Annotated in this window: 22 protein-coding genes; 18 read left to right on the top strand and 4 right to left on the bottom strand. The window is 50.7% G+C overall.

What is annotated here, in order from left to right; genetic code table 11:
- Window positions 1-48: 48 nt before the first annotated feature.
- Window positions 49-891 carry a carboxylating nicotinate-nucleotide diphosphorylase gene (gene nadC, locus C7T94_RS17845; protein ID WP_107217218.1) on the bottom strand — a complete coding sequence of 281 codons (843 nt, stop codon included), beginning with the start codon at window positions 889-891 and terminating at the stop codon, window positions 49-51.
- A gap of 45 nt (window positions 892-936) precedes the next feature.
- A complete protein-coding gene (locus C7T94_RS17840) occupies window positions 937-1,335 on the bottom strand; it encodes a DUF4783 domain-containing protein (RefSeq protein WP_107217216.1) in 399 nt (132 codons plus the stop codon).
- Between the two features lie 102 nt (window positions 1,336-1,437).
- On the opposite strand from C7T94_RS17840, the gene gpmI reads away from it, so the two are divergent.
- Together gpmI and C7T94_RS17830 are read left to right on the top strand one after the other, a co-directional pair.
- On the top strand, window positions 1,438-2,958 hold the full coding sequence (gpmI, locus tag C7T94_RS17835; RefSeq protein WP_107217214.1) for a 2,3-bisphosphoglycerate-independent phosphoglycerate mutase: 1,521 nt from the start codon (window positions 1,438-1,440) through the stop codon (window positions 2,956-2,958).
- A gap of 1 nt (window position 2,959) precedes the next feature.
- A complete protein-coding gene (locus C7T94_RS17830) occupies window positions 2,960-3,481 on the top strand; it encodes a hypothetical protein (RefSeq protein ID WP_107217212.1) in 522 nt (173 codons plus the stop codon).
- Window positions 3,482-3,559: 78 nt separating this feature from the next.
- Here C7T94_RS17830 and C7T94_RS17825 read toward each other — a convergent pair whose 3' ends face one another.
- Complete coding sequence (locus C7T94_RS17825; RefSeq protein WP_107217211.1) at window positions 3,560-4,183, bottom strand: tetratricopeptide repeat protein; 624 nt, start codon at window positions 4,181-4,183, stop codon at window positions 3,560-3,562.
- Window positions 4,184-4,487: 304 nt separating this feature from the next.
- On the opposite strand from C7T94_RS17825, the gene lon reads away from it, so the two are divergent.
- Together lon and C7T94_RS17815 are read left to right on the top strand one after the other, a co-directional pair.
- Window positions 4,488-6,962, top strand: a complete 2,475-nt coding sequence (lon, locus tag C7T94_RS17820; protein ID WP_107217209.1) for an endopeptidase La — start codon at window positions 4,488-4,490, stop codon at window positions 6,960-6,962.
- 90 nt (window positions 6,963-7,052) lie between these two features.
- Entirely contained in the window at window positions 7,053-8,012 is a 960-nt protein-coding gene (locus C7T94_RS17815; RefSeq protein ID WP_107217207.1) for a lipid A deacylase LpxR family protein, read from the top strand.
- Here the strand turns inward: C7T94_RS17815 and arfB are convergent, their stop codons facing one another.
- Window positions 8,013-8,423, bottom strand: a complete 411-nt coding sequence (arfB, locus tag C7T94_RS17810; RefSeq protein ID WP_107217436.1) for an alternative ribosome rescue aminoacyl-tRNA hydrolase ArfB — start codon at window positions 8,421-8,423, stop codon at window positions 8,013-8,015.
- A gap of 140 nt (window positions 8,424-8,563) precedes the next feature.
- Between arfB and cmk the strand changes: the two genes are divergently transcribed.
- The 14 genes from cmk to C7T94_RS17740 all read left to right on the top strand — a co-directional run bounded on the left by cmk (window position 8,564) and on the right by C7T94_RS17740 (window position 25,286).
- The gene (gene cmk / locus C7T94_RS17805; RefSeq protein ID WP_107217205.1) at window positions 8,564-9,241 is read left to right on the top strand and encodes a (d)CMP kinase; all 678 of its coding nucleotides are present in this window, start codon (window positions 8,564-8,566) and stop codon (window positions 9,239-9,241) included.
- A 58-nt stretch (window positions 9,242-9,299) separates the two neighbouring features.
- On the top strand, window positions 9,300-10,142 hold the full coding sequence (locus tag C7T94_RS17800; RefSeq protein ID WP_107217203.1) for a 3-keto-disaccharide hydrolase: 843 nt from the start codon (window positions 9,300-9,302) through the stop codon (window positions 10,140-10,142).
- A gap of 117 nt (window positions 10,143-10,259) precedes the next feature.
- Window positions 10,260-12,194: a 30S ribosomal protein S1 gene (gene rpsA / locus C7T94_RS17795; protein WP_107217201.1), complete on the top strand. Its 1,935-nt coding sequence runs from the start codon at window positions 10,260-10,262 to the stop codon at window positions 12,192-12,194.
- Between the two features lie 100 nt (window positions 12,195-12,294).
- Window positions 12,295-13,911, top strand: coding sequence for a beta-N-acetylhexosaminidase (locus C7T94_RS17790; RefSeq protein ID WP_107217199.1), 1,617 nt, complete (start codon window positions 12,295-12,297; stop codon window positions 13,909-13,911).
- A 65-nt stretch (window positions 13,912-13,976) separates the two neighbouring features.
- Window positions 13,977-15,104, top strand: a complete 1,128-nt coding sequence (locus tag C7T94_RS17785) for a DmpA family aminopeptidase (RefSeq protein ID WP_107217197.1) — start codon at window positions 13,977-13,979, stop codon at window positions 15,102-15,104.
- A complete protein-coding gene (locus C7T94_RS17780) occupies window positions 15,101-15,937 on the top strand; it encodes an aminotransferase class IV (RefSeq protein WP_107217195.1) in 837 nt (278 codons plus the stop codon). Before C7T94_RS17785 ends, C7T94_RS17780 begins: the two co-directional genes overlap by 4 nt.
- Window positions 15,938-15,992: 55 nt before the next feature.
- Window positions 15,993-16,460, top strand: coding sequence for a pyrophosphohydrolase domain-containing protein (locus C7T94_RS17775; RefSeq protein WP_107217193.1), 468 nt, complete (start codon window positions 15,993-15,995; stop codon window positions 16,458-16,460).
- Between the two features lie 219 nt (window positions 16,461-16,679).
- On the top strand, window positions 16,680-18,503 hold the full coding sequence (locus C7T94_RS17770) for a type VI secretion system Vgr family protein (RefSeq protein WP_107217191.1): 1,824 nt from the start codon (window positions 16,680-16,682) through the stop codon (window positions 18,501-18,503).
- 3 nt (window positions 18,504-18,506) lie between these two features.
- Window positions 18,507-19,544 (top strand): DUF2931 family protein, encoded by a 1,038-nt coding sequence (locus tag C7T94_RS17765; protein WP_107217189.1) that lies wholly within the window; start codon window positions 18,507-18,509, stop codon window positions 19,542-19,544.
- Complete coding sequence (locus tag C7T94_RS17760; protein WP_107217187.1) at window positions 19,519-21,243, top strand: phospholipase effector Tle1 domain-containing protein; 1,725 nt, start codon at window positions 19,519-19,521, stop codon at window positions 21,241-21,243. Before C7T94_RS17765 ends, C7T94_RS17760 begins: the two co-directional genes overlap by 26 nt.
- A 6-nt stretch (window positions 21,244-21,249) precedes the next feature.
- Entirely contained in the window at window positions 21,250-21,960 is a 711-nt protein-coding gene (locus C7T94_RS17755; protein ID WP_107217185.1) for a hypothetical protein, read from the top strand.
- The gene (locus C7T94_RS17750) at window positions 21,948-23,447 is read left to right on the top strand and encodes a DUF4280 domain-containing protein (RefSeq protein WP_107217183.1); all 1,500 of its coding nucleotides are present in this window, start codon (window positions 21,948-21,950) and stop codon (window positions 23,445-23,447) included. The genes C7T94_RS17755 and C7T94_RS17750 overlap by 13 nt, the downstream gene beginning before the upstream one ends.
- An 11-nt stretch (window positions 23,448-23,458) precedes the next feature.
- Window positions 23,459-24,355, top strand: coding sequence for a hypothetical protein (locus C7T94_RS17745; protein ID WP_162618753.1), 897 nt, complete (start codon window positions 23,459-23,461; stop codon window positions 24,353-24,355).
- 535 nt (window positions 24,356-24,890) lie between these two features.
- Window positions 24,891-25,286 carry a VOC family protein gene (locus tag C7T94_RS17740; RefSeq protein WP_107217434.1) on the top strand — a complete coding sequence of 132 codons (396 nt, stop codon included), beginning with the start codon at window positions 24,891-24,893 and terminating at the stop codon, window positions 25,284-25,286.
- Window positions 25,287-25,349 lie beyond the last annotated feature (63 nt).

The raw sequence follows: 25,349 nt of genomic DNA, 5'->3' as shown, positions 1-25,349 counted from the left end.
CCTACAATGATACAAAAAAAACATCTTTCAATTTGCCTGAATCTTGCGTTAATATGCTTTCAGGCTCATGTCCAGGCTCTTTACGCTGTGGGTCAGGGCACCGACCGATATGTAGTCGACCCCGCAGGCAGCATATTCTGCTATGTTTTGTTCGGTGATGCCGCCCGAGGCTTCGGTAGTGAACCTCCCGCCTATCCGGTTAACGGCTTCGCGCAGGTCAGGAAAACTAAAATTGTCGAGCATGATGCGGTCTGCACCGCCGGCGGCAATGACCTGGTCAAGCTCGTCCAGATTGCGTACCTCGATCTCAATCTGCAAGGGCTTCCCAGTTTCGTTCAGGTAGGCCCGTGCCGCCTGTAGCGCATTGGCTATGCCCCCGGCATAATCGACATGGTTGTCTTTGATCAGCACCATATCGTACAACCCGGTCCGGTGGTTTACCCCTCCGCCAATGCGAACCGCCCATTTTTCAAGCAGTCGGAGCCCGGGAGTGGTTTTCCGCGTGTCGAGCAGCTGCGCATGGTAAGGACTGATCAGCCCGCGCATGGACCGGGTCTTCGTAGCGATGCCACTCATGCGCTGCATGCAGTTCAGCACCAGCCGCTCAGCAATCAGGATCGCATGAGTGCTTCCCTCAACGGTAAGCACCACGTCGCCAGGCTTGACTTCCTCGCCATCATTTCCCAGTACCGTTACGTTCAGGCTGGCATCGACCGCAGCAAAAATGGCAACGGCAAGTTCTAAACCTCCAAGTGTCCCGCTTTCTTTAATGATCAGCCTGGCGCGGCCCTGCGTGCCTGCCGGTATAGTTGCCAGTGACGTATGGTCCCCATCGCCCACATCTTCGGCGAGTGCATTTTTGATAAATGATTGTAGCTGCGCTGTATCCAAACCAGTCGATTTTCTGGCAAAAGTAGTTATTTTATGTTTGAACCGCTAGTTTTTGATCGGTTCGATCTTGAGCTCAGAGATCTTGAAAGCGTTGCCGGCCTGTTTAAGCGTAATGGCTACGCGGAAATTGCCGTTGTTCGTGTTCAGGGTAATCACCGCAAAACGGTAACTTTTCGCTTCGTTGGATTTGTGAAAAATAGTGGCTTTCAGCGGGCTGTGTTTGGAAAAGAAATCTTTCAGTATTTGTTCCCCCTGCGCCTTCGAGTAAACATCTTCTTCGTCGAGAATGATCAGTTCTATGGTCGGTGCAAAGTTCGCCGCCACCTGTTTTGCATTGCCATTCCGGAAGCTAACCAGCAAATCATCGACGATATCTGCTTGATAATTAACGGGTTGTATAACTCCAAAAAACAGAAACAATGATACGAGTAGTGTCCTGGTCATTATGTTTGTTTATTAGCCTGCGAGGTACTAAAATTATGCCATTTATAAATTAAAATTGGTAATAAAATTATTATAAAACGGCAAGAGACTTATATTTGCCACGTGGAAAATAAGAAAGCCGTACTGATTATCCTCGATGGCTGGGGATATGGCAAAAAAGATATATCTGACGCTGCTTACGCTGCAAACACGCCGTTTTTTGATTCGCTTCTGGCCAACTATCCAAATTCCAGACTGGAGGCTTCGGGCGAAGCCGTGGGTCTTCCTGCAGGGCAGATGGGCAATTCAGAAGTAGGCCACATGAACCTTGGCGCCGGCCGGGTTGTTTACCAGGAACTGGGCAGAATCAACAAAGCCATTAATGACCGCGAACTGCACAGCAACCCCATTCTGACAGCGGCATTTGCCTATGCAAAAGCGAATGACAAAGCAGTGCACTTTATCGGTCTGGTGTCTGACGGCGGCGTTCATGCGCACATTGAACACCTCAAGGCCTTGTGCGACGCTGCACAGGAACAAGCGTTGACGAAAGTTTACATCCATGCTTTTCTTGACGGCCGCGACACCGATCCGAATTCAGGATTAGGTTACATCCGTGATCTCAATTCACATCTGGCCCACAGTTCCGGCACCATTGCTACGCTAACCGGACGGTACTTTGCCATGGATCGCGATAACCGCTGGGAACGTGTTAAAAAAGCCTATGATGTGATGGTGAACGGAGTGGGCAGCAGGGCTGTTGAAGCCGAAACCGCCATCCGGGCATCTTACGACCAGGGCATTACCGACGAATTTATCGAGCCAGTGGCCATCACGAATGCGGCCGGCGAACCGGTTGCCACTATCAGCCCGGACGATGTGGTCATCTGCTTCAATTTTCGAACTGACCGTGGAAGAGAAATTACAACCGCGCTTTCCCAGAAAGACTTTCCCGATTATGGGATGTACAAACTGCCGCTTTATTATGTGACCATGACCTCGTACGACGAAAGTTTTGAAGGGGTTAAGGTTATCTTTACGAAAGAAGACCTGACCGAAACACTGGGCGAGGTACTGGAAGCCAATGGTAAAAACCAGATCCGAATTGCCGAAACTGAAAAATATCCCCATGTAACCTTCTTTTTTTCAGGAGGTAGGGAGAAAGAGTTTGCTGGCGAGAAGCGTATCCTGGTCCCTTCGCCAAAGGTGGCCACCTACGACCTTCAGCCCGAGATGAGTGCCGCAGGCATTACCGAAGCCATTGTAGAGGAATTGAAAACCGGCTGGCCCGATTTCGTTTGTCTGAATTTTGCCAATCCCGACATGGTCGGACATACCGGCGTATTTGGCGCAGTTGTCAAGGCAGTCGAAACGGCAGACCGCTGCGCCGCCGAAGTTGTACAGGCAGGAATTGAAAACGGTTATTCGTTCATTATTCTGGCCGACCACGGCAATTCGGAGTTTATGGTGAATGAAGACGGTTCGGCCAATACAGCGCACACGACCAACCTGGTCCCCTGCATCCTGATCGATAAAGATTATAAACACATCAGGGATGGAAAGCTCGGAGACATTGCCCCCACCATCCTCAAACTGATGGGGCTGAACGCTCCTGCATCCATGACGGGCGATTGCCTGGTATAATATGAAAAGATCCCGTCGGTTCCTTCTCCTCCTTCCCTGGCTGCTTGGCTCTTGTGTACAACCGGAAGCGGCATCAGGTCGTGCCTATTTCAGCCTGGGCGATTATTTCAGTTCAGAAGCGACCAGGCTGCAGCAGATCTCGCCGATGGTAAACAAACAGGTCACAGTAAACGGGATCGGCGAAGGCAAACGTGTACGCATCGCCGACTGGAAGTCTGAGCTGGCTGTGTTCAGCGAAGCCGACATCAACAAGGCTGCCTGGCGTGGCGCGTTCCGGCTGCAGAAAACAGACAGTACGGACATCTACACCTCGGCCAATCCGAAGATCAGCGTGCGCAAAGTAGAGATCCATAAAAAAGCTGATTCGATTAACCGGGTCCTGATCGTAACCCAAACGAAAAATTATCTGTACCGCTCGGCCGATAGCCTCGAATATGTTCCGGGAAAAAGTTACCGCATCAGTAAACGCCAAAACATTCGTTTTTTAGCACCAAAGCAATATACCATTACCGGTCAGTTCTGAAGGTCTGCAGCTGCAATCGCCTATAAGCATAAAAAAACCGGCCTTGGCCGGTTTCTTTTTTGGATGAGGTGATCGGTATTATTTAAGGCTGGCAATCTGAGCCTTTACATAGTCGATCTGCCCGGTGATATCTTTTCGCTGTGGCTGGTTAAGCAGCACCTTTTCCAGGTCGGCAATGGCGTTCCTGAATATGGCTACACAAGCGGCCTTTTCTGCTTTTTTCTGAATTTTATACGATTTGAAGATCGCATAATCCTTGTAGACCAGGCCGCGGTTCTGAAAAAGCTTGATGTCTTCTTCCCCGCTAAGCTCGATTGCTTTGGTAAAATCGCGGATCGAAGAAAGGTAAAAACTTTCGCGCATCTGGTTCAGCGACTCTTTCGGATCATTGGCAATGTTTTGACGGGCCTTGCCACGGTAATAATAGGCCGAAACATCATTTGATTTCAGGTCGATGAGCCTGCTGTAGGTTGCAATCGAGTTTTCAAAATCGCCAGACTGGTAATAAGAATACCCCAGCATTTTAAGTGTATTGGCATTATTGGGATCTTTAGAATCGGCTTTCTCTAATTGTGCGACAGCGTTTTTGTAATCTCCCTTCATCCACGCCTGCATCCCCATTTTAAAATAACTGGACTGGGCAACGCTTTGCTCGGCAGTTAAGATCATAAGGAAGAAGATCGTTTGTTTGAGGTAATTCATGATGGTTTATTTATGATTCAAATTTAGTATAACGAACGGGATTACAAAATTTCACACCGTTTGAAATGGATGCGTAAGAGGCCGGTTTTACAGTCTGCAGACAAATGCGTCCTAAACAACAGCATAACGCCCCGCCGAAACGAATTGATATATTTATAACAGAAATTATTTTGCGAGACTGACGATTTTACAGATTTGGTCGGGATTCAGGGTTTGGCACAACAGTTGAAAATAGCTACCCGAATAACAATTTAAAGCTGGAGCGGGCAATCCTGCCAGTTTGTCGCTCTAAAAAAGATACTTAATGAGTAAACACGATCCATTCGATTTCAGCAATACTTTACCGATCATAAACGAAGACACTGAGTTTTTTCCGCTCATGTCCCAGCAGGACGAAGACGAAATGAACAACGAGGAAACGCCAGACGTTCTGGCTATCCTGCCACTGCGCAACACGGTGCTCTTTCCTGGTGTCGTCATCCCCATCACGGTGGGCCGCGACAAGTCGATCAAACTGATCAAGGAAGCGTACCGGGCACACAAGATCATTGGTGTGGTGGCCCAGAAAGACGTATCGATCGAAGACCCGACTTTCGAACAGCTGAACAAGGTGGGCACGGTTGCACACATCATCAAGATGCTGCAGATGCCAGATGGAAACACAACCGTGATCATCCAGGGCAAACAGCGTTTTAAACTGCTTTCAGAGATCCAGAACGAGCCCTATATCAAAGCGGCTGTAGCCAAATTCGAAGAATCCAGGCACAAAAAAGACAAAGAGTTCAAAGCGCTTGTCGACTCGATCCGTGAAATGTCGGCGCAGATCATCCAGCTTTCGCCCAACATTCCGAGCGAGGCTGCCATTGCGCTAAAAAATATTGAAAGCACTTCATTCCTTATCAATTTCATCTCTTCAAACATGAATGCAGAGATGGCCGACAAGCAAAAAATGCTTGAAATGGCCAACCTGCGCGAGCGGGCCGAAATGGTGATGGAGCTGATGACCACCGAACTGCAGATGCTCGAACTGAGAAACCAGATCCAGAGCAAGGTCAGAACCGACCTGGATAAACAGCAGCGGGACTATTTCCTGAACCAGCAGTTGAAAACCATCCAGGAAGAACTGGGCGGCAACAGCGTTGACCTGGAATTCGAGGACCTCAAGAAACGTGGAAGCAAAAAGAAATGGCCTGTACAGGTTAAAGCGCATTTCGAAAAAGAGCTCGATAAGCTGGGCAGGATGAACCCGGCCGCACCTGATTATTCCATTCAGCTGAACTATCTGGAATTGCTGCTCGAACTGCCCTGGAACGAATTTACTAAAGATAATTTCGACCTGAAGCGGGCACAGCGTATCCTGGACCGGGACCATTTTGGCCTTGAAAAGGTAAAGCAGCGTATTGTTGAGTACCTGGCGGTGCTGAAACTGAAGAAGGATATGAAGGCGCCTATTCTTTGCCTGGTAGGCCCTCCCGGCGTGGGCAAGACCTCGCTGGGCAAGTCAATCGCCAGGGCGCTTGGCCGGCAGTATGTGCGCATGGCGCTGGGCGGCATCAGGGATGAGGCAGAGATTCGCGGTCACCGGAAAACCTATATTGGTGCAATGCCCGGCCGCATCATCCAGTCGCTAAAAAAGGCAGGTGCCAGCAACCCCGTGTTCGTGCTCGATGAGATCGATAAAGTGGGTTCAGATTTTCGCGGCGACCCTTCTTCAGCTTTACTTGAAGTGCTTGATCCGGAACAGAACAACGCTTTTTACGACCACTATGTGGAGATAGATTATGACCTGTCAAACATTCTCTTTATCGCAACGGCCAACTCGTTAAGCAGCATACAGCCTGCCTTGCTCGACCGCATGGAAATCATCGAAGTGAACGGATATACCATCGAAGAGAAGGTGGAGATTGCGCGCAAATACCTTTTGCCCAAGCAAAAAGAAAACCATGGCCTTGGCTTAAAAGATATTCACCTGAAACCGGCTTTGCTCGAGCGCGTTATTGAAGACTACACGCGCGAATCAGGCGTTCGCGGCCTCGAGAAAAGAATCGGGTCGCTCGTGCGGGGCATCGCCACCAAGATAGCCATGGATGAGCCTTACCAGGCCACCATGAGCCAGGACGATGTAGAGCGCATCCTCGGTGCCCCGGTGTATGACAAAGACCTGTATGAAGGCAACGAGGTTGCGGGTGTGGTAACGGGGCTTGCCTGGACCCAGGTAGGCGGAGACATCCTCTTTATCGAAGCGAGTTTGAGCCCCGGCAAGGGCCGACTCACACTTACCGGCAACCTTGGCGATGTCATGAAAGAGTCGGCGACCATTGCACTGGCCTACCTGCGTGCACATGCAAAGGCTTTTGATATTGACCACCGCTTGTTTGACCAATGGGATGTACATGTTCACGTTCCGGCAGGTGCCACACCAAAAGACGGGCCCTCTGCAGGTGTAACCATGCTAACGGCCCTGACGTCTGCCTTTACACAGCGTCAGGTCAAACCGAACCTAGCCATGACCGGCGAGATTACGCTGCGGGGCAAAGTATTGCCGGTAGGTGGCATCAAAGAAAAGATCCTGGCGGCCAAGCGTGCAAACATCAAGGATATTATTCTTTGCAAAAGCAACCGGAAAGACATCCTGGAGATCAAGGAACATTACATCAAGGATCTGAATTTTCATTATGTAACGGAAATGAGCGAGGTCATTGACTTTGCACTGGCAACGAATAAGGTTAAACAGCCGCTCGATCTGCAGGTCAGGGATATGCCAAACCCGGTCAGCTGATAGATTTTAAAGATTATTCAAGAGGCTCCGGCCTCTTTTTTTTGATTTGTCCAGGCATATTTCCCTATACTTGCGCATCATTAACTGTGCATGAAAGATTTACGTAACCTGCTGGTTATGCTGTGCCTTGTATTTACGGCGATACAGGCTGGCGCTCAGGGTCCTTTTAAGAACGAATTTGGTTTCAGGAGCGATAACGATGCCTATCTTTTTTACGGGCAGGACCGTTATTATACCAATGGTCTCTATATTTATTACCGCCATGCTGCCGATCAGCAGCATTTGCGCAGCGGCCTTGAAAAGCGTATCTGGGAATTCTCTGCAGGACAGGGTATGTATAACCCCATCTCGGGTTACAGTCCTGAGGCGGGCCAACAAGACCGCCCGTTTGCGGGCTACCTTTTTGCCGGGGCGGCGCTGAACCAGCTGTACAGCAACGAGTCAGCGCTCAAACTGGCTGTGCAGGCCGGCGTTATTGGGCCGGCAGCCCTGGGGCGCGAAGCACAGGAACTCCTGCACCGGATCGTTGGCTTTTATGAGATCAGGGGCTGGGAATACCAGGTTCGGGAAGATCTGGCACTTAATTTTTCTGCCAGTTACAACCGCCTAATTTTCCGGCCGGCTGAGGGGGACTTCGACCTTTCGGCCGAAGGGTATGCCAATGTGGGAACGGCCTTTAGCGGAGCCGGCGCAGCAGCTGTTTTCCGACTGGGCCGGATCAACCAGTTTTTTCATTCCGCCTACCTGCAGGCTTCGGCATCGAATGCACCGAAGCAAAAAGCCCTGCATGCTTCGGAGTTTTTTCTGTATGTGAAACCGCAGCTGAACCTGGTCGCCTACGATGCAACGATCCAGGGCGGTATGTTTAACAGGGACAGCCCGGTAACTTTCGGTGCCAAACCTTTTGTCTTTGTGCAGCAGCTGGGGCTGAACTACAGTTCGCAGCGGTTCACAATAGATTTTGGCCTGACCTTCAAATCAAAGGAGGTAAAAAGTACGGCCCGGCCGCACCAGTATGGATCGGTTAGCATGTATTACCGCTTCAATTGATCAGTCGGTAAACGGCCGTCTCCTGGCCGACTTCTTTTCAGCAGTCCGCTTTTTCTGGTCCAGCCGTTTTGCAATGATAGATTTAGGTATGCGGGTGGGTTTTCTCGTTTTGGGTACAAGAAGCGCCCTGCCGATAACGGTCAGAAACTTTTCAATGGCGGTTTCCCGGTTAAACAGCTGGCTTCGGGATTCCTGGCTTACGACATGCAGATTGCCTGACTTATCAAGCCGGTTAGCCAGTCTTTCAGTTAACTTCAATTTCTGCGTATCTGACAAAACCGCCGATTGCATGATGTTAAACACGAGTTCGACTTTGGTGGCCACTTTGTTAACATGCTGACCGCCACTTCCACCACTGCGCGATGTTCTGAATTCCAATTCCTGTATAAGGCCTTCGGGCACATGTTCCATTTTGCAAAAATAACTGAATGGACAGATATCAGCGAACGGCATGTGCCGGTGTTCGTTGCAGTCACCCCTTTTCAATACATGCAGCTTGGCTAAAGACAAAAAAAAATGCGCCGGTCAACACAATGTGCTACCTTTGCGGCATGCGTTCAAACATTGTCGTAGCCATTGATGGTTATTCCTCCTGCGGAAAAAGCACCCTTGCCAAAGCGCTGGCCAAAACCCTCAACTTTATCTATGTAGACAGCGGTGCCATGTACCGGGCTGTTACGCTTTATTTTCTGAGAAACCACATCGACATCAGCAACGAAATTGCGGTCATGGATGCCATGCAGGCCATTGAACTTAATTTTAACGCCCGTGATTATGAATCGCACATTACGCTGAACGGCGAAGAGGTCTCTGAAGAAATTCGTGGCATGCTTGTCTCAGACGCCGTAAGCGAGGTCTCGGCAAATAAGTGGGTGCGCCAGGAAATGGTCAGGCAGCAGCAGCGTATGGGGCAGTCCAAAAACCTGGTCATGGATGGAAGGGATATCGGCACAACCGTATTTCCTGACGCGCAGGTCAAATTTTTTATGACCGCCGACCCTAAAGTACGTGCCGAACGGCGTTATAAAGAACTCGCAGCAAAAGCAAACAACCAGGTTACACTGGAAGAAGTGTTCGAAAACCTGGCACACCGCGATTACGCAGACACCACCCGGAAGGAAAGCCCGCTTACACGTGCCGATGATGCCATTATTCTCGACAATACAGAAATGACCCCTCGGGAGCAGCTTGATTTTGCAGCCGGTCATGTAAGGCCTTTTTTGCGGTAGCCGTTACGGCATTTGGAATCCTTTTTCTGTATCTTGGGCAACAAACCAAGACCACAGTATGAAAAAATTATTTTTTGCTGCAGGGGCCGTCATCCTGGCTGCCTGTTCTGCTTTTCTTTTGTTCGAGCCAAAGAACGATGGCTGGATCGAGCTTTTTAACGGCAAAGACCTCAACGACTGGAACATTAAGATCGCCAAACATGCTTACCGCGAAAACTATGCAAACACTTTTCGCGTGGAGAACGGAGTGATCAGGACCGGTTATGAAGGTTATGGCCAGTTTGACCAGCAATACGGCCATATATTTTACAAAAAACCGTTTTCGGCGTATATTTTGCGCCTGGAATACAGATTTGTAGGCGAACAGGCTAAAGGTGGTGAAGGCTGGGCCTGGAGAAATAGCGGCGCCATGCTGCATTGCCAGGATCCGTCTACCATGCTGAAGGACCAAGACTTTCCGATTTCCATAGAGGGCCAGTTGCTTGGCGGAGATGGTGAACACCTCAGGCACACCAGCAACCTGTGCACGCCCGGAACGAACGTGGTCTGGAAAGACAAACTATTTACACCACACTGCCTGGACTCAAAGTCGAAGACCTACCATGGAGACCGCTGGGTTCGGGCCGACTTCGTGGTATTAGCCGACTCGGTGGTATACCATGTGGTAGAGGGCGATACCGTACTGACCTATTATAAACCACAGATTGGCGGCGGCAATGTGACGAATTTTAATCCGCAGCTTAAAAAAGACGGGCAATTGCTCAAATCGGGTTACATCGCGCTGCAAAGCGAGAGCCATCCGGTCGAATTCAGAAGAGTGGCCCTGTTTAACCTCGAACCCTACATGAAGAACAAAAAGAAGCTGGCAGCGGTACTGGCGCGCTTGCAAAAAGCGGGCTAAGAACCGCTATCCCGTTCAAAATCAGCATTATTTCTATTAAATTTTCTTTTCATTAAATAAAAAGATTTCTATCTTTGCCGTCCCGATTGTATCGGGAAAAAGGAGATAAATTATTTAATGGCAAAAAAACAAGTAGCAGAAAAAGAACTAGCAGCTAAAAAAGCTGAACTTCAGGATGCAGGCGGACGTCTGTCTGAGAAGGAAACCATTGAATCAGAAGCTGATTCAGTGTCGATCGAAGCGATCAAATCGTCATTGGCTACGCCAGATCAGGATTTTGACTGGGATGCAGATGACAAAGTTTTCGGAAACTACAGTGATTCAGACCGTAAAAAGTTTGAGGACATGTACGCCGGAACATTCAACCAGATCAACCAGGGAGAAATCATTTCCGGTACCGTTGTTTCAATCAACAACAAAGATGTGGTACTGAACGTGGGCTTCAAATCAGACGGTTTGGTATCCACTTCAGAGTTCCGTGACACTCCAGACCTGAAAGTTGGCGATAAAGTTGATGTGTTTGTTGAAGCACCTGAGGATGCGAACGGCCAGTTAATTTTATCCCGCAAACGCGCTAAAACGCAACGTTCATGGGAATCGATCAATGAGGCCCTTGAGCAAGACAGGATCATCAACGGTTTTGTTAAGAGCCGCACAAAAGGTGGTCTGATCGTAGACATCATGGGCGTGGAAGCATTCCTTCCAGGTTCACAGATCGACATCAAGCCGATCCGCGACTACGATATTTATGTAGGTAAAACCATGGAGTTCAAGGTTGTTAAAATCAACCATGAGTTCAAAAACGTGGTTGTTTCACACAAAGTACTGATCGAAGACGATCTGGAAAGCCAGAAAGTTGAGATCGTATCTAAACTTGAAAAAGGACAGGTTCTTGAAGGAACTGTTAAAAACATTACCGATTTTGGTGTATTCATCGACCTTGGCGGTGTTGACGGTCTTCTTCACATCACTGACATTTCATGGGGCCGTATCGAGCATCCGAAAGAAGTTCTTGCGCTTGACCAGAAAATCAATGTTGTTGTGCTTGACTTTGATGACGAGAAAAAACGTATTGCACTCGGCCTTAAACAACTTACTCCTCATCCTTGGGAAAGCCTTGACACCAACATCCAGGTTGGTTCTAAGGTAAAAGGCAAGATCGTAACTGTTGCAGATTACGGTGCATTCCTTGAAATCATCCCTGGTGTTGAAGGTTTGATCCACGTTTCAGAAATGAGCTGGTCGCAAAACCTGAGAAACCCGCAGGAGTTCCTGAAAGTTAGCGACGAGATCGAAGCTGAAGTATTGACCCTTGACCGCGATGAGCGCAAAATGAGCCTGGGTATCAAACAACTTTCTCAGGATCCTTGGCAGAACGTTGCCGCTAAATTCCCGATCGGAAGCAAACACAAAGCTGTTGTTAAAAACATGACCAACTTTGGTGTATTTGTTGAAATCGAAGAAGGCATTGACGGTCTGATCCACATTTCTGATTTGTCATGGTCTAAAAAAGTAAACCACCCGAACGAGTTTACCAAAGTTGGTGACACGCTTGACGTAGTTGTACTGGAACTTGACGTTGATAACAGAAAACTGAGCCTTGGCCACAAACAACTGGAAGAAAATCCTTGGGATACATTCGAAACCATCTTCACATTGGATTCGATTCACCAGGGTACAGTTGTAAAAGTGACCGATAAAGGTGCAGTAGTTGCTCTTCCTTATGGTGTTGAAGGTTTCGTACCTACAAAACACATGGTTAAAGAAGACGGCACATCTGTGAAAGCAGAAGAAACCAATGACTTCAAAATCATTGAATTCAATAAAGATGCTAAACGTATTGTTGTATCTCATGCCCGCATCTGGGAAGAAGCCAAAGCTGAAGCAGTAGCTGAAGAAAGAGCCTCTAAAAAGAAAGAGGCTAAAGCTGCAAGCAATGCGGTTAAGAAAGTAAAAGATTCTGTAGAGAAATCTACCCTTGGTGATCTTAGCGTTCTTGCTCAGTTAAAAGAGCAGATGGAAGGCGAAGAGAGCAAAGCGAAAAAAGGATAATCCAGCTTTCAAGCGATTTAAAAGCGTCCCCTAACCGGGACGCTTTTTTTTTGGGGTTAAAGCGCAGGGTTCTGTAGCTTTGCGTGACCAATACGGGCTTATGAAATCATTGTTATATATCTTGCTTTTTCTCTGCGGCGGCCAGATCCTGCCGACGGCCGCCCAAAGAGTAAACATTATACCCATGCCGCAGCAGTTGACGGAGAAGAAAGACCCCGGGTCAGACTTCATACTCGACAGCAGCACCGTCATTGCCGTTTCAGATTCCGCGCTGCTGCCTGCTGCCCGTTTCCTGCAAGCCTACCTGCAGAATTATTATGCACTGAACCTTCCTGTGCGCCAGGGAACAACGCTTCGCAACCAGAAACCTGTTTCGCTTACGCTCACGGGGACCGGTACGGGCCAGCAGGACATGCACCAGATAGACGTACAAGCCAAGGGGATCAGCTTGAGCTCTGCCACCGCAGCAGGTGTATTCCATGGCATTCAAACCCTTATTCAGCTGGTTCCACCGGTAAAGGAGCATGAACTGCGTATCCCGGGCGTCGCCATTTCAGATTATCCCCGTTTTGCCTATCGAGGTATGCACCTGGACGTTAGCAGGCATTTTTTTGATGTACAGTTCATTAAAAAGTATATCGACTACCTGGCCATGCACAAAATGAACTTTTTTCACTGGCACCTGACAGATGACCACGGCTGGCGCATTCAGATTAAAAAATACCCGGAACTTACAGAGGTCGGCGCGTGGCGAAACGGAACAATTATCGGGCTCTATCCCGGTACAGGAAACGATGGAAAACGGTACGGCGGGTATTACACCCAGGACGAGATCAGGGAGGTGGTTCGTTATGCCGGTGAGCGCTATATTACAGTTATTCCCGAAATAGAAATGCCCGGCCACAGCATGGCTGTGCTGGCTGCGTATCCTGAATTGAGCACTACGCCGAACCTGCCAAAAGAAGTGGCACAAACCTGGGGCATATTTAATAAGTTTAATAATGTGCTGCTGCCTTCAGCGGCTACATTCCATTTCCTGGAAGATGTGCTGACAGAGGTTATGGATCTTTTTCCGTCTACCTACATTCATATCGGCGGCGACGAGTGTTCCAAAATCTGGTGGAAACAATCTGCGTTCTGCCAGAACCTGATCAGGGAAAAAGGCCTGAAAGACATGAATGGCTTGCAAAGTTATTTCATCAGGCGGGTTGAAAAATTCGTTAACAGCAAAGGCCGCACAATCATCGGCTGGGATGAGATCCTGGACGGCGGCCTGGCCCCCAATGCTGTTGTCATGAGCTGGCGGGGAGAAACAGGTGGCGTGCTTGCTGCAAAACAGGGCCATCAGGTGATTATGACGCCAGAGAAATTCATGTATTTCAACCATTCGCAGTTTCTGAAAGAGGATTCGCTCACTGCGGCCAGATACCTGCCTATTGAGGATGTATACCGGTATGAACCCATTCCTGACGTCCTGCCTGCGAGTCAGCACAAGTATGTCTGGGGTGCACAGGCAAACCTGTGGTCAGAATATGTAGCCGGACCGGAAAAAGCCGAATACATGCTCTTCCCGCGTTTGGATGCGCTGAGCGAAGTGTTATGGAGCAGCCGCAGCGCCCGTAACTATCCCGACTTCAGGCGGCGGCTGCAGCAGCAGCTGCAGCGGTACAAACTCATGGGCATAACCTTTAGTCCACGTTACCTGGACATGGAGTAGCCTGTCTTTTTCAGCAGATAAGGGACAGGCTTGCTGCCCTGCTTCGAATCCGCTACCTTTAAGGCATGCAAAAACTGCTGTCCCTGCTTTTTACCCTCTTAGCCTTGTCTGCTGCTGCGCAGCGTGAATTGTCTGTCAGCGACATCCGGATCGGTGTCTTGCCTGCGGGAAAATTAAACGCCATAACAGATGTTGCCGGCGTACGTGTAGGGCACACCACCCTAATTTCCGGCAGCGATGTGAGAACGGGAGTTACGGCGATACTGCCGCATGGCAGCAACCTATTTAAAGAAAAAGTGCCTGCGGCGATCTTTACGGGTAACGGTTTTGGTAAGCTGGCCGGCAGTACACAGGTTGCAGAGCTCGGTAACCTGGAAAGCCCTGTTATTCTTACGAATACACTTGCTGTAGGCACGGCGATTCAGGCGGTGACCCGGTATACGCTCGCCCTGCCCGGGAACGAAGAGGTTCGTTCAGTCAATGCGGTGGTGGGCGAAACGAATGATGGCTACCTGAATAACATCCGCCGGCAGGTGGTAGACACCAGTCATGTGCTTGCTGCAATCCGCAATGCGTCAGATGGCGTCGTGGCCGAAGGGAATGTGGGTGCCGGCACCGGGACCATGTGTTTTGGTTTCAAGGGCGGTATCGGAACCTCATCCCGGAAACTCCCTGCCAGCCTGGGCGGCTATACTGTCGGTGTACTCGTGCAAACCAATTTCGGCGGTGTGCTGCAGATAGCCGGAGCGCCTGTTGGACGTGAACTGAATACTTTCGAGTTCAGCGACCAGCTCATGAACAATGCCGATGGCTCCTGCATGATCATAGTGGCCACCGATGCACCGTTAGACAGCCGGAACCTCGAAAGACTGGCCAAACGTGCCTTTCTCGGCCTGGGTAAGACGGGAGGCATTGCATCAAACGGCAGCGGCGATTATGTCATCGCTTTTTCTACTGCCAACAGCCTGCGGATTCCCCATCAGCCGGCCACAGCCCTGCTGAACACACATGCCCTGTCAAATGACTTTGTTTCTCCTGTTTTCATGGCTGCAATAGAGGCGACAGAAGAAGCCATTATCCGCTCCCTGTTTGCGGCCCGGGATATGGAAGGCTTCAGAGGACGGCAAGGCCGCAGCCTGCCTGCCGGTCGGGTCAGAACCATTCTCAAAAACTATAACCTGCTCAAAAAATGAGACAACATGACGCTTTTGTAAACGGTCAGTTTATTCCCGAACACCAGGCAAGTTTACCCATCAGCGACCTGGCGCTGCAGCGGGGATACGGCGTTTTTGATTTTCTTAAAACGATACAAGGAAAGGCAATCTTTCTGACCGACCACCTGGACCGGTTTTACCGTTCTGCGGCCAGCATGCGTATGGACGTGCCTTTAGACCGGCAAGCGCTGGAGGCTGTAATCCATGAGCTGATGCGCAGGAACAGCCTGGATGAATCGGGGATCAAACTGCTCCTGACGGGCGGCACCTCGACTGACGGATACAGCCTGCAGCAACCATCACTCGTTATCTCGCAGTCTGAACTGCAGATCAGCACTGCGGTTCCGAAGACCGGCCTTTCTTTAAGAACCTACGCTCACCAGCGCCAGCTGCCAGGCATCAAAACCATAGATTACCTGCAGGCCATCCTGCTCCAGCCCTGGCTTCAGGCAGAAAATGCCGATGATGTGCTTTACCTCGACGGACCACTTGTGCGCGAATGCCCCAGGGCAAACCTGTTTCTGATCAAAGGCGATCAGGCACTAACGCCCGAAAACCAAATTCTGGCCGGTGTTACGCGGAAAAAGCTCCTTACGCTAAACCTGGACAACCTGCATATCGCCGCAAAAGACTTCACACTGGACGAACTGTTGAACGCCGAAGAAGCCTTTATCTGCAGTTCGACGAAACTCGTTTTCCCTGTATGCCGGGTAGATCACCACCAGATCGGCAGCGGCCGCCCGGGACCGGTTACGCTCCGGTTGCGAGAGAAACTGCTTGCGCTCATCACTGAAGATATGGAGCGCAATTAGAGGATTTGCTTGGGCGGGCAGCCGCAATGCTGTATCTTCGTGAAAATTTTTTGCCATGCAAGATCCACTTTCGCTTAGTGCTGTAGCCGATTTCCACAAGACCTTCAAACACCCTATCCTGGATGGGCCTGCTATTCCGGAGCAAAAGCGCTGCGACCTGCGTGTAGAGCTCCTCGCCGAAGAATTGAAGGAACTCCAGGAAGCCATCGCCCAAAAAGACATTGTTGAAGTGGCTGATGCCTTGTGCGATCTCCAGTATGTGCTTTCGGGTGCGATTCTCGAATTCGGGCTGGGCACAAAGTTCAAGGAGCTGTTTGATGAGGTGCAGCGCAGCAACATGAGCAAAGCGTGTAAATCCCTTGCTGAAGCTGAAGCCACGATGGAGCATTATGCTGCGAAAGGCGTTAAAAGTTTTTACGAGCGTGAAGGCGATCTGTTTTTGGTGTACAGGGAGGGTGATCACAAAACCCTGAAGTCAATAAATTATTCGCCCGCCGATCTGAAAAGCATCTTACTTCCCTGATAGCTTCGTTTTTCGATTAAAAACATCCACATTTCGTTAAACCGGTTCTTCCTGAGGGAAAAATTTCAGAAAAGCTATATTATTTGCTTAAAATTTTTTAATAATTAATTTATTATTTATTTTCAGCGAATATTAAAGCTACCGGTTAAAATCATCCCTGCTGATTTTTATCCAGAGAGCGTTTTGGAGATCCGGCTATTGCCGTGTTTGCGTTATCTTATGGAACAAAAATTTACTGCTGAGATCAGCATTGGTGGAACCTCGGTTCCAGACTATGACTTGTGTGTCATCGAACAATCTTTTAACGATCACCACCGTTTCGAGCTCAGGCTGCGTGAGCGGCCCGACCCTGGCCGGGCCCTCGATGAACCGCTATCCCCGGATAGTTTTGTCGGCAAGACGTTTACCATTGCCTTTGGCCGGAGCGGCCAGTCGTTTCAATTGTTCAGCGGCCTTATTACAAGGGCAAACCGGGAGCTGCAGAACGGTCATTTCGCAAGCATCCGCTTATCGGGCTACAGCCCGACTGTCTTACTTGACAGCGCCCCATCGTATGCCTCTTTTTACGACAGACCGCTCGACGAACTGCTGAGCCTGGCCCAGGCAAAACTCGCCCTGCAGGATCTGCAAATCAAAACTGAGGCTTCCAGCCGGGAAGCCACAGGATTTCAGCTTCAGTATGGAGAAACCGATTTCCAGTTCCTTAACCGGCTCGCATTGCAGTTCAATGAATGGTTCTACTATACGGGCACCCACTTGCAGCTTGGCCGGCCGGCAGAGCAACAGGAATTCAGCCTGGTACAAGGGCGAAACCTGGAGCGTTACACCTTACAAACGGCCATGGTGCCCCTGGCAAACACATGTTTCGGTTACCCGGCGGGGCAGGGTGAACTGGCTGTTGCCGCTTCAGGACCGGCACAAGAGCAAACGGCAGTGTTGCAAAAACTGCATGCAATCTCGCTTGCCCACTACCCGCCGGGAACTTACGCCCACCTCTTCCACACCACGCACAGGCAGGAACTGCAGCATGAGGCAGACGCAGCGCTGGCCCGCCGGCAGCCTGGCCTCATGCGGGTTGAAGCGACCAGTAATGACCCAGGCCTGCATATCGGCAGTATTGCCACCATTGAACAGGATGTACCGACCGCTGCCGAAGCTGTACAACGCAGCCTGGGCAGTTTCGTGGTCACAACACTGACCCACCGCATGGAGAGTACGGGCAAGTACGAGAACAGTTTTTCCGGTGTTCCGCGCGAGCTCGGCGTTGTCAGCGACCACCTGCCGGCTAATCCCCGGCCGGAACTGGAACTCGCGGAAGTAATAGATAACCAGGATCCGGCAGGCCGGGGGAAAATACGCGTCAGGTTTTGCTGGCCGGCGGCGCTCAATGATCCGACGGACTGGATCCGGGTGGCGGCTCCGAGCGCCGGGGGCAGCGCCGAGGTTGCCCGAAACCGCGGGCACGTCTTTATCCCCGAAGTTGGAGATCAGGTGCTGATTGGCTTTGAAGGAGGAAGTTTGGGGCGGCCGGTTGTTGTGGGCAGCGTCTTTACCGGACAGACTGCCGCGGGTGGCGCCGAGTTGAACACAATAAAATGTATAACCACCCGCAGTGGTCACCGGATCGAATTTAACGACGCCGACAACCAGGCCGGCATTACCATCACAGACCGCAGTCAGAACCACATTCATATTGACACCACCGGTAACCACATCAGTATTACCGCCAACCAGACGCTCAACCTGAACGGCAGTAACATCCGGCTGAACGCGACCGAAAATCTGGAAGTCAGGGTCGGCCAGGATCTGTTGACCGACGTAGGCGGCCACCACAGCCTGGTTGTTGGCAAAGGTGCTGAGCACCACATACTGGGATCACTGGAAGAGCATGTAGGCAGGGACAAATCCGTACGCATTCAGGGTCAGCTCATGGAAGAAACGGGCAACACCATACACCGTACGTTTGCGGGCGACCTGCTTTTGCAAAGTTCAGGCACCGCCGCGCTGCTTGGTGCAATTGATGCGAAGGTCAATAAGAGCTAAGCAATGCGTTCCGGTTTCAGCGGGCAAAGTGACGGCAGGCCGCCTGTCACTTCGCAAAGCAGGGCAAATCAGTCACCGCAGTTTTTCTGGGAAGAGGGGATCAATTGTCCTGTTGGTTATCCGATCAGAATGATCAGCGGCGAGATGGAACTCGAAGACGGCAGCACATATATCCTTTCAACCGGGTTCTGCAGCGGCCTGGAAGGATGGGGTGGTCGCGGGTCAGGAATGTTTGCCGGCATGCGCCCCCTTCCCCGGCGCCTGGCGGTTACCTGGCTGTCATTCGCCGAAGAAAGGTGTTACCATCTCAGTTGCGGGATCAGCGCGGACGTCATGAAGATGCATTTTGAAGGCGGTTTCCAGGCCGGCGGTTCTGAGATAAACGGACGCAGGGAAACATATGACATGGTAAATATAGGTCTTGCTCCCGGCGGACTGGTCGTTGTTTGGTTAGCTGGTGCCGGGAGGCAGATAGAAGTGGCGTATCAGCATGCTTTGCCTTGCACAGTGCGCGCTGCCGATATCGGCCAGCTGGATGCTTCGCAGCGACTGATATTTGACCGGACAGAGATCAGGCGCATTATGAATGACCCGCTGATCGTGCCCGGGGCCGATGGGCGGAACCGGCGGCCGGGAGCATTGGCCCGCTGGGAGCATTACCGCAAGCGCCACTGCTGGCATCCCTGGTTGTTGCTTCCGGCCGGCTGCACGCTAGAGGGGCTGGCTATCCTGTTTTTCAACGGCGAACAAATCGAATGGTTTGGAACCGACTGGCCGGATAAGGGGGAACTGCTCCCCATACCCCAGATACTTTCATGCAGCTGGCGGTGCCGTGATGATCGACGCTATGGTATAACACTGCGCTTCAATGAGAGTGAAATATTCAGCGTTTTCAGCAGCTCCGACATGCATAAAACAGCCTGCCCGGCACTTCGCATTCGCACAAATCTTATCATGACAGTGGCCGTGACCGAACTGGAGACGCGGGATAAATGGGTTTTGCTAAAAAGAAGTTATGCGTCCATTCACCAACTTACCTGACATCGAAACCATGGGAAAATCATTTGTTTACAATACAGGAGCGCCCGAAACCGGCAATGTTCAGGAAATACTTGACCTGAACTTCGGCCTTTTTATGGACGGTACGCCCAACAACCAAACAAACACCGGGCTCCGCCTCCAACAGGAAGAAAAGCATCCTGAAAAAGACCATTTTTCTGCTCCGGAACAAAATTCCTGGCTGCATTTTTTTGTAGCACCGCAGCAGTCCAGCTACCACAACGACCTGACAAATATTGCCAGAATGTGGCAGTGGTGCAGAAGCGATTACCGGATTTATATAGAAGGTGCGGGAACTGTAACAGGTGGAGCTGATGACCCGGAAGGCTATCTTTTCGGATCGGGTGCCACCGGCATCCGGGCTAAAGTGCGCGAGGCCTGCGAGCGCCTTGCCAAAGCCGTATTGAACGCCCGCCGGCAGGCAGCGAACCGGAACAAGAGGACCGGTACATTGACCATTGACGTGTTCGGCTTTAGCCGGGGTGCCGCCGCCGCAAGAAACTTTCTGCACGAAGTCAATGTCAGGCGGGCCTACCAGGCCGTGCGCAGACCCGGGTGCCCAACCGGCATCCCTGCTCTCTGCGTGCCGGCTGCGACTGCCCCCCTATCGCAAAATAACGGACTTTTTTACGATGCTGACGGCATGCCGGTTGATATGGCCTGTCTCCGAAAGAACATGCTGCCGAAGATGGGTCATTTCGGATACGCCCTTCTTCTGGGCGGAATGCCGGACAAGGAACTGAACAGCTTGCGCCTCGTTGTTCGTTTTGTGGGATTGTATGATACGGTAACTGCGAGCCTGAATCCAGGTGCGGAGGGTATTTACTGCTGCCAGAACACCTCAGTTCTTGCCTCGGCCTCGCAATACCTGCACAGCGGCCTGGACCATGATGCGCCCGCACTTAATTTGAATGAGATCGGACCTGTTGTTAAGCTGGTGCATCTGACTGCAGCAGACGAGCACCGCAAAAACTTTGCGCTTAAACGCATCGCTGCACACCCGGCAGCAGTTGAAAGGCTGCTTCCGGGCAGTCACAGCGACATTGGTGGCGGCTATGAAAACGCTGTCGAAGAACAGGAACTTGAATCTTCCTTGCATTTTCCTAATGGCTATCTCGATGAGCTTGGGGCTGGACTGATCGAAAGCGGCTGGTTCCGTCCGGAGCAGTTGCGAATTGAAAACGGGATACGCAACAAATGGTCGGCTGGTGTTTTGCCACGTTCGGTATGGAGCAGAAGATTTGTACGGAAAGAATACAGTTACCTGGCTTTACACCTGATGCAAGCGTACTGCAGCGCACACCTCCGAGGCGTCCTACTCAACGACCTTTCAACCGTGTACAGCCTGCACGGACATCCGGTTCTGGAGGCATTCAACGCTCAGTTACGCAGTGAACTGAACGATGTACATCACCACCAAGTGATCAGCAACATCTTTAGCAAGGTACTGCAGGCCGACAAGTCAACTTCAAAAAGCCGTCACTTGCCAGACCGCATTTATACGCCCTTGCATCTGGAAACAGTAGCCGGGAGTAGTTCGCAGCCTGCAGACGCTTCCGCCAGGCTGCCGGCAAGCCTGTCTTTACTGCACCGCCTGAGAAATGAGTACCTGCACTGGCCGGCCTGCTGGTCTGCCTGGGGAATGGAGCCGGAAGCCGGCAGAATACGAAGCATTACATAACCGACTATGAAAACAATAAATTTTACCAGGAGGACCCAGATCCTGCACCCTGAAACGCCGTTTGAGCGGAGCTACAGATTTGAAACGTTATTTGAACCCCACGCCCGCGCGAACAACCATGCCGCTACACACTTTATCCGGACGGCAGAACTCCATTGCCTCGGGAAGGTCGGCGGTTTGTTCCGGTACGGAATTATTGTTGAGAGCTTCAGCGGACAATCTTTTAACAATGAGCCTTTTTTGAAAAAGATGGCAGCGGCTTTCGGAACAATCGTGCTGAAAGTTTCAGAAAAGGGCCAAATCACCGACATCTGCAATTTTTTCCAGATGAAAGAACAGTGGTCGGAAATCAGGATCAACCTGTGCAAAGATCACTACGGCATGGAATTCGACCACCGCATTGCCGCTGTTGAGGATGTGCTTTCAACAGAAAAGAAACTTGTTGCGTTTCTTCAGCGGCCGGAAATGTTTGGCCTGTATTTCAACGGGCTCTGGGAGTATACTGCGCCAGACTACGGTCGCGACCTCTGGACCTCAACGATCCATAAAAAATGGACCAGCGAAACAGCGTTTCGCCTGCTCATGCGATCCCGCCCTGAAGAAGGCAGGATCGAAGAAGCGACCTACGACTACGATCAAGGCATGCTAACCGACGCCCTCATCTGTAAAGAAACCGTAGCAGGAACGATTAAATACAGCGCATCATGTCTGGGTTAGAAGAATTTGCAACGGCCGGGACTGGATCAATTGCAGACCCGGCGGGAACAGGAAACAGACGGACTGCAAGCCAGGACGAAATGGCCCCTGGTACAACGTTTGAAGCGAAAGCCCGCGAGGCAACGCGGAGGCATGAAACAAAGCACGCCACGCTTGAGCGCTGTAAACTTGTCATTGACGGGGCGAAATTACACTGCCCCTCCTGCACCAGACCCCAGGGTTCGCTTTCTGTACTTGAAGACACCCCAACAACGCAAAATAAGCGGACTGCAACCACAATCGACCGCAGCCCCGCCAGCGTACAATTTGAAGGAAACTGCCTGAAAAGCCCGAATGCCTCCCTGCCTTGTAAAGGTGTGATTCAATTAGGCAGCTGGCAGGAAACCGGTACGATGCTTGTGCAGAACCGCCCTCCCCTGTTACTAAAAAGCACCGTGACCTGCCTGTACGGCGGGTCAGTGATCAGCATCACCGACTGCGGCCAGCGGCGCGAAGTGGCCGGGCTCGAAACCAGAGGCGCACCGCTGCCATTGCCGCAAACCCGGTACAGAAACGGGTATTATTACCTCGAAAATGGAAGTTTTGTGGCGAGCATAGCCGACGCCGGGTATCCCGGAGCGTTTGAAGATGTGTATATCTGCAAAAAAATCGCAGACCCAGACCGCAGCAAAGACATTGACCAGATCAACTTTGACACGATCAGCCATGTTCTTGATGAAGGAGTGCCCTTCCGTCACGCTGATTTTTCTTTCATTGCTTACGTAATTGCCCATGAGGCTGGGGGCGCCGATTTTCTGGAACTCAGCTGTCTGGCCTTTGCCAGCCATAATGAAGCCATGAAGCGTAAACTCAAAGCAAACCGTTGGAAAACGCTTTTAAATACAGGTTATTCATCAGTTATGCCGAAAGGTCGGGTGCCCGCAATGTCAACACGTACTTTGCATGTACTGTCGCGCAAAGCAATATTTAGGGTGCTGACAGGCAAAGATGACCCAACCTCGGGCGCAACTTTCTGGGACGGAACCGACTTTCTGGCGCACGGAAATTCAGAATTAAAGCCCAACAACAAGATCGGTTCCAACAAATTCGATGAATATAAATTCATTGAGATTCCCGGGAATGTATACAGGCATTATGCCGCAGCAAATACACAAAAATATGTCACTGCAGACAAAGGGCTCCATACGCTGGATACAGACCGGGGCAACCACAGCCACATCACAAAGACGGTCAAAAAGAAACGGCTTGATGAAGCGGGAACCGTTGTACTAGACAAACACGGAAAAGCCGTCATCGATAGCTTTCAGCAGCCCTACCGGATTGCGTACCCGGTTCCTGCGGCCGACTTTTCTGATGAAAACAACTGGTCTGGCGGTCACTTTTACTACTTATGCGACAAAACCAAGGGCATCGGCATATCGGCTACGATCGCCGCAGGAAAAAGTATCTTCTGGAAGACAACCAGAGTCAGACTATTCACGCCATAGCGCCCCGACTTATGAAAAAATCAATTGCTATTGCACTTTGCGTCTTGTGCCTTTCAGCCGGAAAACAGCAGGTAAAACCCCAAAACACGCCATACCAGGTGTCATATGTACGGCAATTCTTTCTTGATGATCATGGCAAATTAACAGAAGCCATTGACCGGATTCTGGTAAAGGGGCCCAGGCCGGCAGATTCTGCTGTGCTGTATACCTGGACAGGCGAGCCATCATCTGCTGAAAGCACTGCCTTAAAATTTGCTGTTAACAAAAACCGGAACGAAGTCAGGATCAACGACACCCGTATCACCTTCCTTCCGCCGCAAAAAGTACGGATCGGCAAAGATGTGTATACACTCACCGCTCCATATTTTGTATTTTTAAAAAAGCAATTACTGGAACAGCGTGCCGTCGCAGATTTGGCATCTTTGCTAAAAGATGGCTTCAGCCACGGTGACAGTGATTTTGATGAACTGGCGGCTGTGACCTGGCAACCGAGACCACGGCCATTGCAATTCCGAATCCTGGAGGCTGATCTCTATCATAAAAGTTCCCAAAGTGATCACGTATACCGCTGGAAGGCGGTCTACTATTATGCCCCAAGCGGAAAGCTGACGGGTATTACCGGCGATTGGTTCAACCTTACTCTGCTTGCAGAGACATCCCGTCATCTCACTTACAAGGCAGAACGTGAATTCGACAAGAGTTCCCTTTCATCAACAATCTGGATAAACAAACGGTCAGGCTCTGATTCAAGCCGTGTCACCTCGTTTCAGCAAGGTCTTTCGAAAGAAGTCACATACACTTCGTATCAATCCGTCCCCGTAAACATCGAAACCAGGGCAAAGCCGCGTGACCTTCAAGACGCGATCAGGATATTGGCACAGGCAGGCGTTAGAATCGGCGGGTCCTGATGCCTGCGCTGGGAAGTCGCACACCTGTAACGTGAAGCGGCCTGACCTGAAAATGGAAATGGCTCCAGAAACCTGGAGGTATTCGGATCGTCAGCCGCTGATACTGCGCCAAAAAATCAACAGCAATTGCTGCGACCTCATCCCGATCCGGCTCATGATGCACGCCGTTGAATCGATGCCCCATCAAAACGCCGGTTCGCTTCAGGAAAGTGGAGGCAGACCGTATAAACTTCGGGTGTGGCCGCGTAATTCGTTGTCGGAAAAGACACCGGAGGCGTGACGGCCAATCTCCCGCGTCTTCCCCGTGCACGCCATGTCTGTTAATTCATTTCAAAAACAGGTTCCGGGCATTCAAATGCATAAGTCAACCGAGCTTCACTAGCCGCCTGTTACTTCAGTTGAAAAATCGGTGGGCTTCCATTCCTGTGTCGTTTTTTCTACCTTAGTCAGTTCAGGAAACACCATGAAAACAGCAATCCTATCTTTGGCCCTGCTGGCCGCAGTTTTTGCCAGGCCAGTTCACACTTTCGCGCAAATGAAAACGAAACCTAAAACCGTCATTAATCATGTGGCCCAGTATGTCGTCGATCTCCAGGTCAGCACCGAGTTTTACCAAAAAGTAATCGGCCTGGATACCATCCCTGAACCTTTTCATGACGGGCGCCACACCTGGTTCAGCATTGGCGATTTTGCACACCTGCACATCATTTCCGGTGCAAAGAACAAGATCGAACATGACAAAAACAGCCACCTCTGCTTCAGTACGTCAGATATGGCCAGCTTCATCACGAACCTGAAAAGCCGCAACATTTCATTTGAAAGCTGGGCCGGCGAAAAAGGCGGCGTAACGAAACGTACAGACGGCATCCAGCAAATCTATTTCAAAGACCCGGACGGCTACTGGATTGAAGTGAATGACGATCACCGTTAGCCAACAAAAACCGATAATTAAGCCCCCTGCCTTCCCCTGCTACAAACATTTTTCTATATTTGC

Source organism: Pedobacter yulinensis, assembly GCF_003029735.1.
Classification (GTDB): Bacteria; Bacteroidota; Bacteroidia; order Sphingobacteriales; family Sphingobacteriaceae; genus Pedobacter; species Pedobacter yulinensis.
Note: the sequence above shows the minus strand (reverse complement) of the source record. Positions and strands in the feature narration are given on the sequence as shown.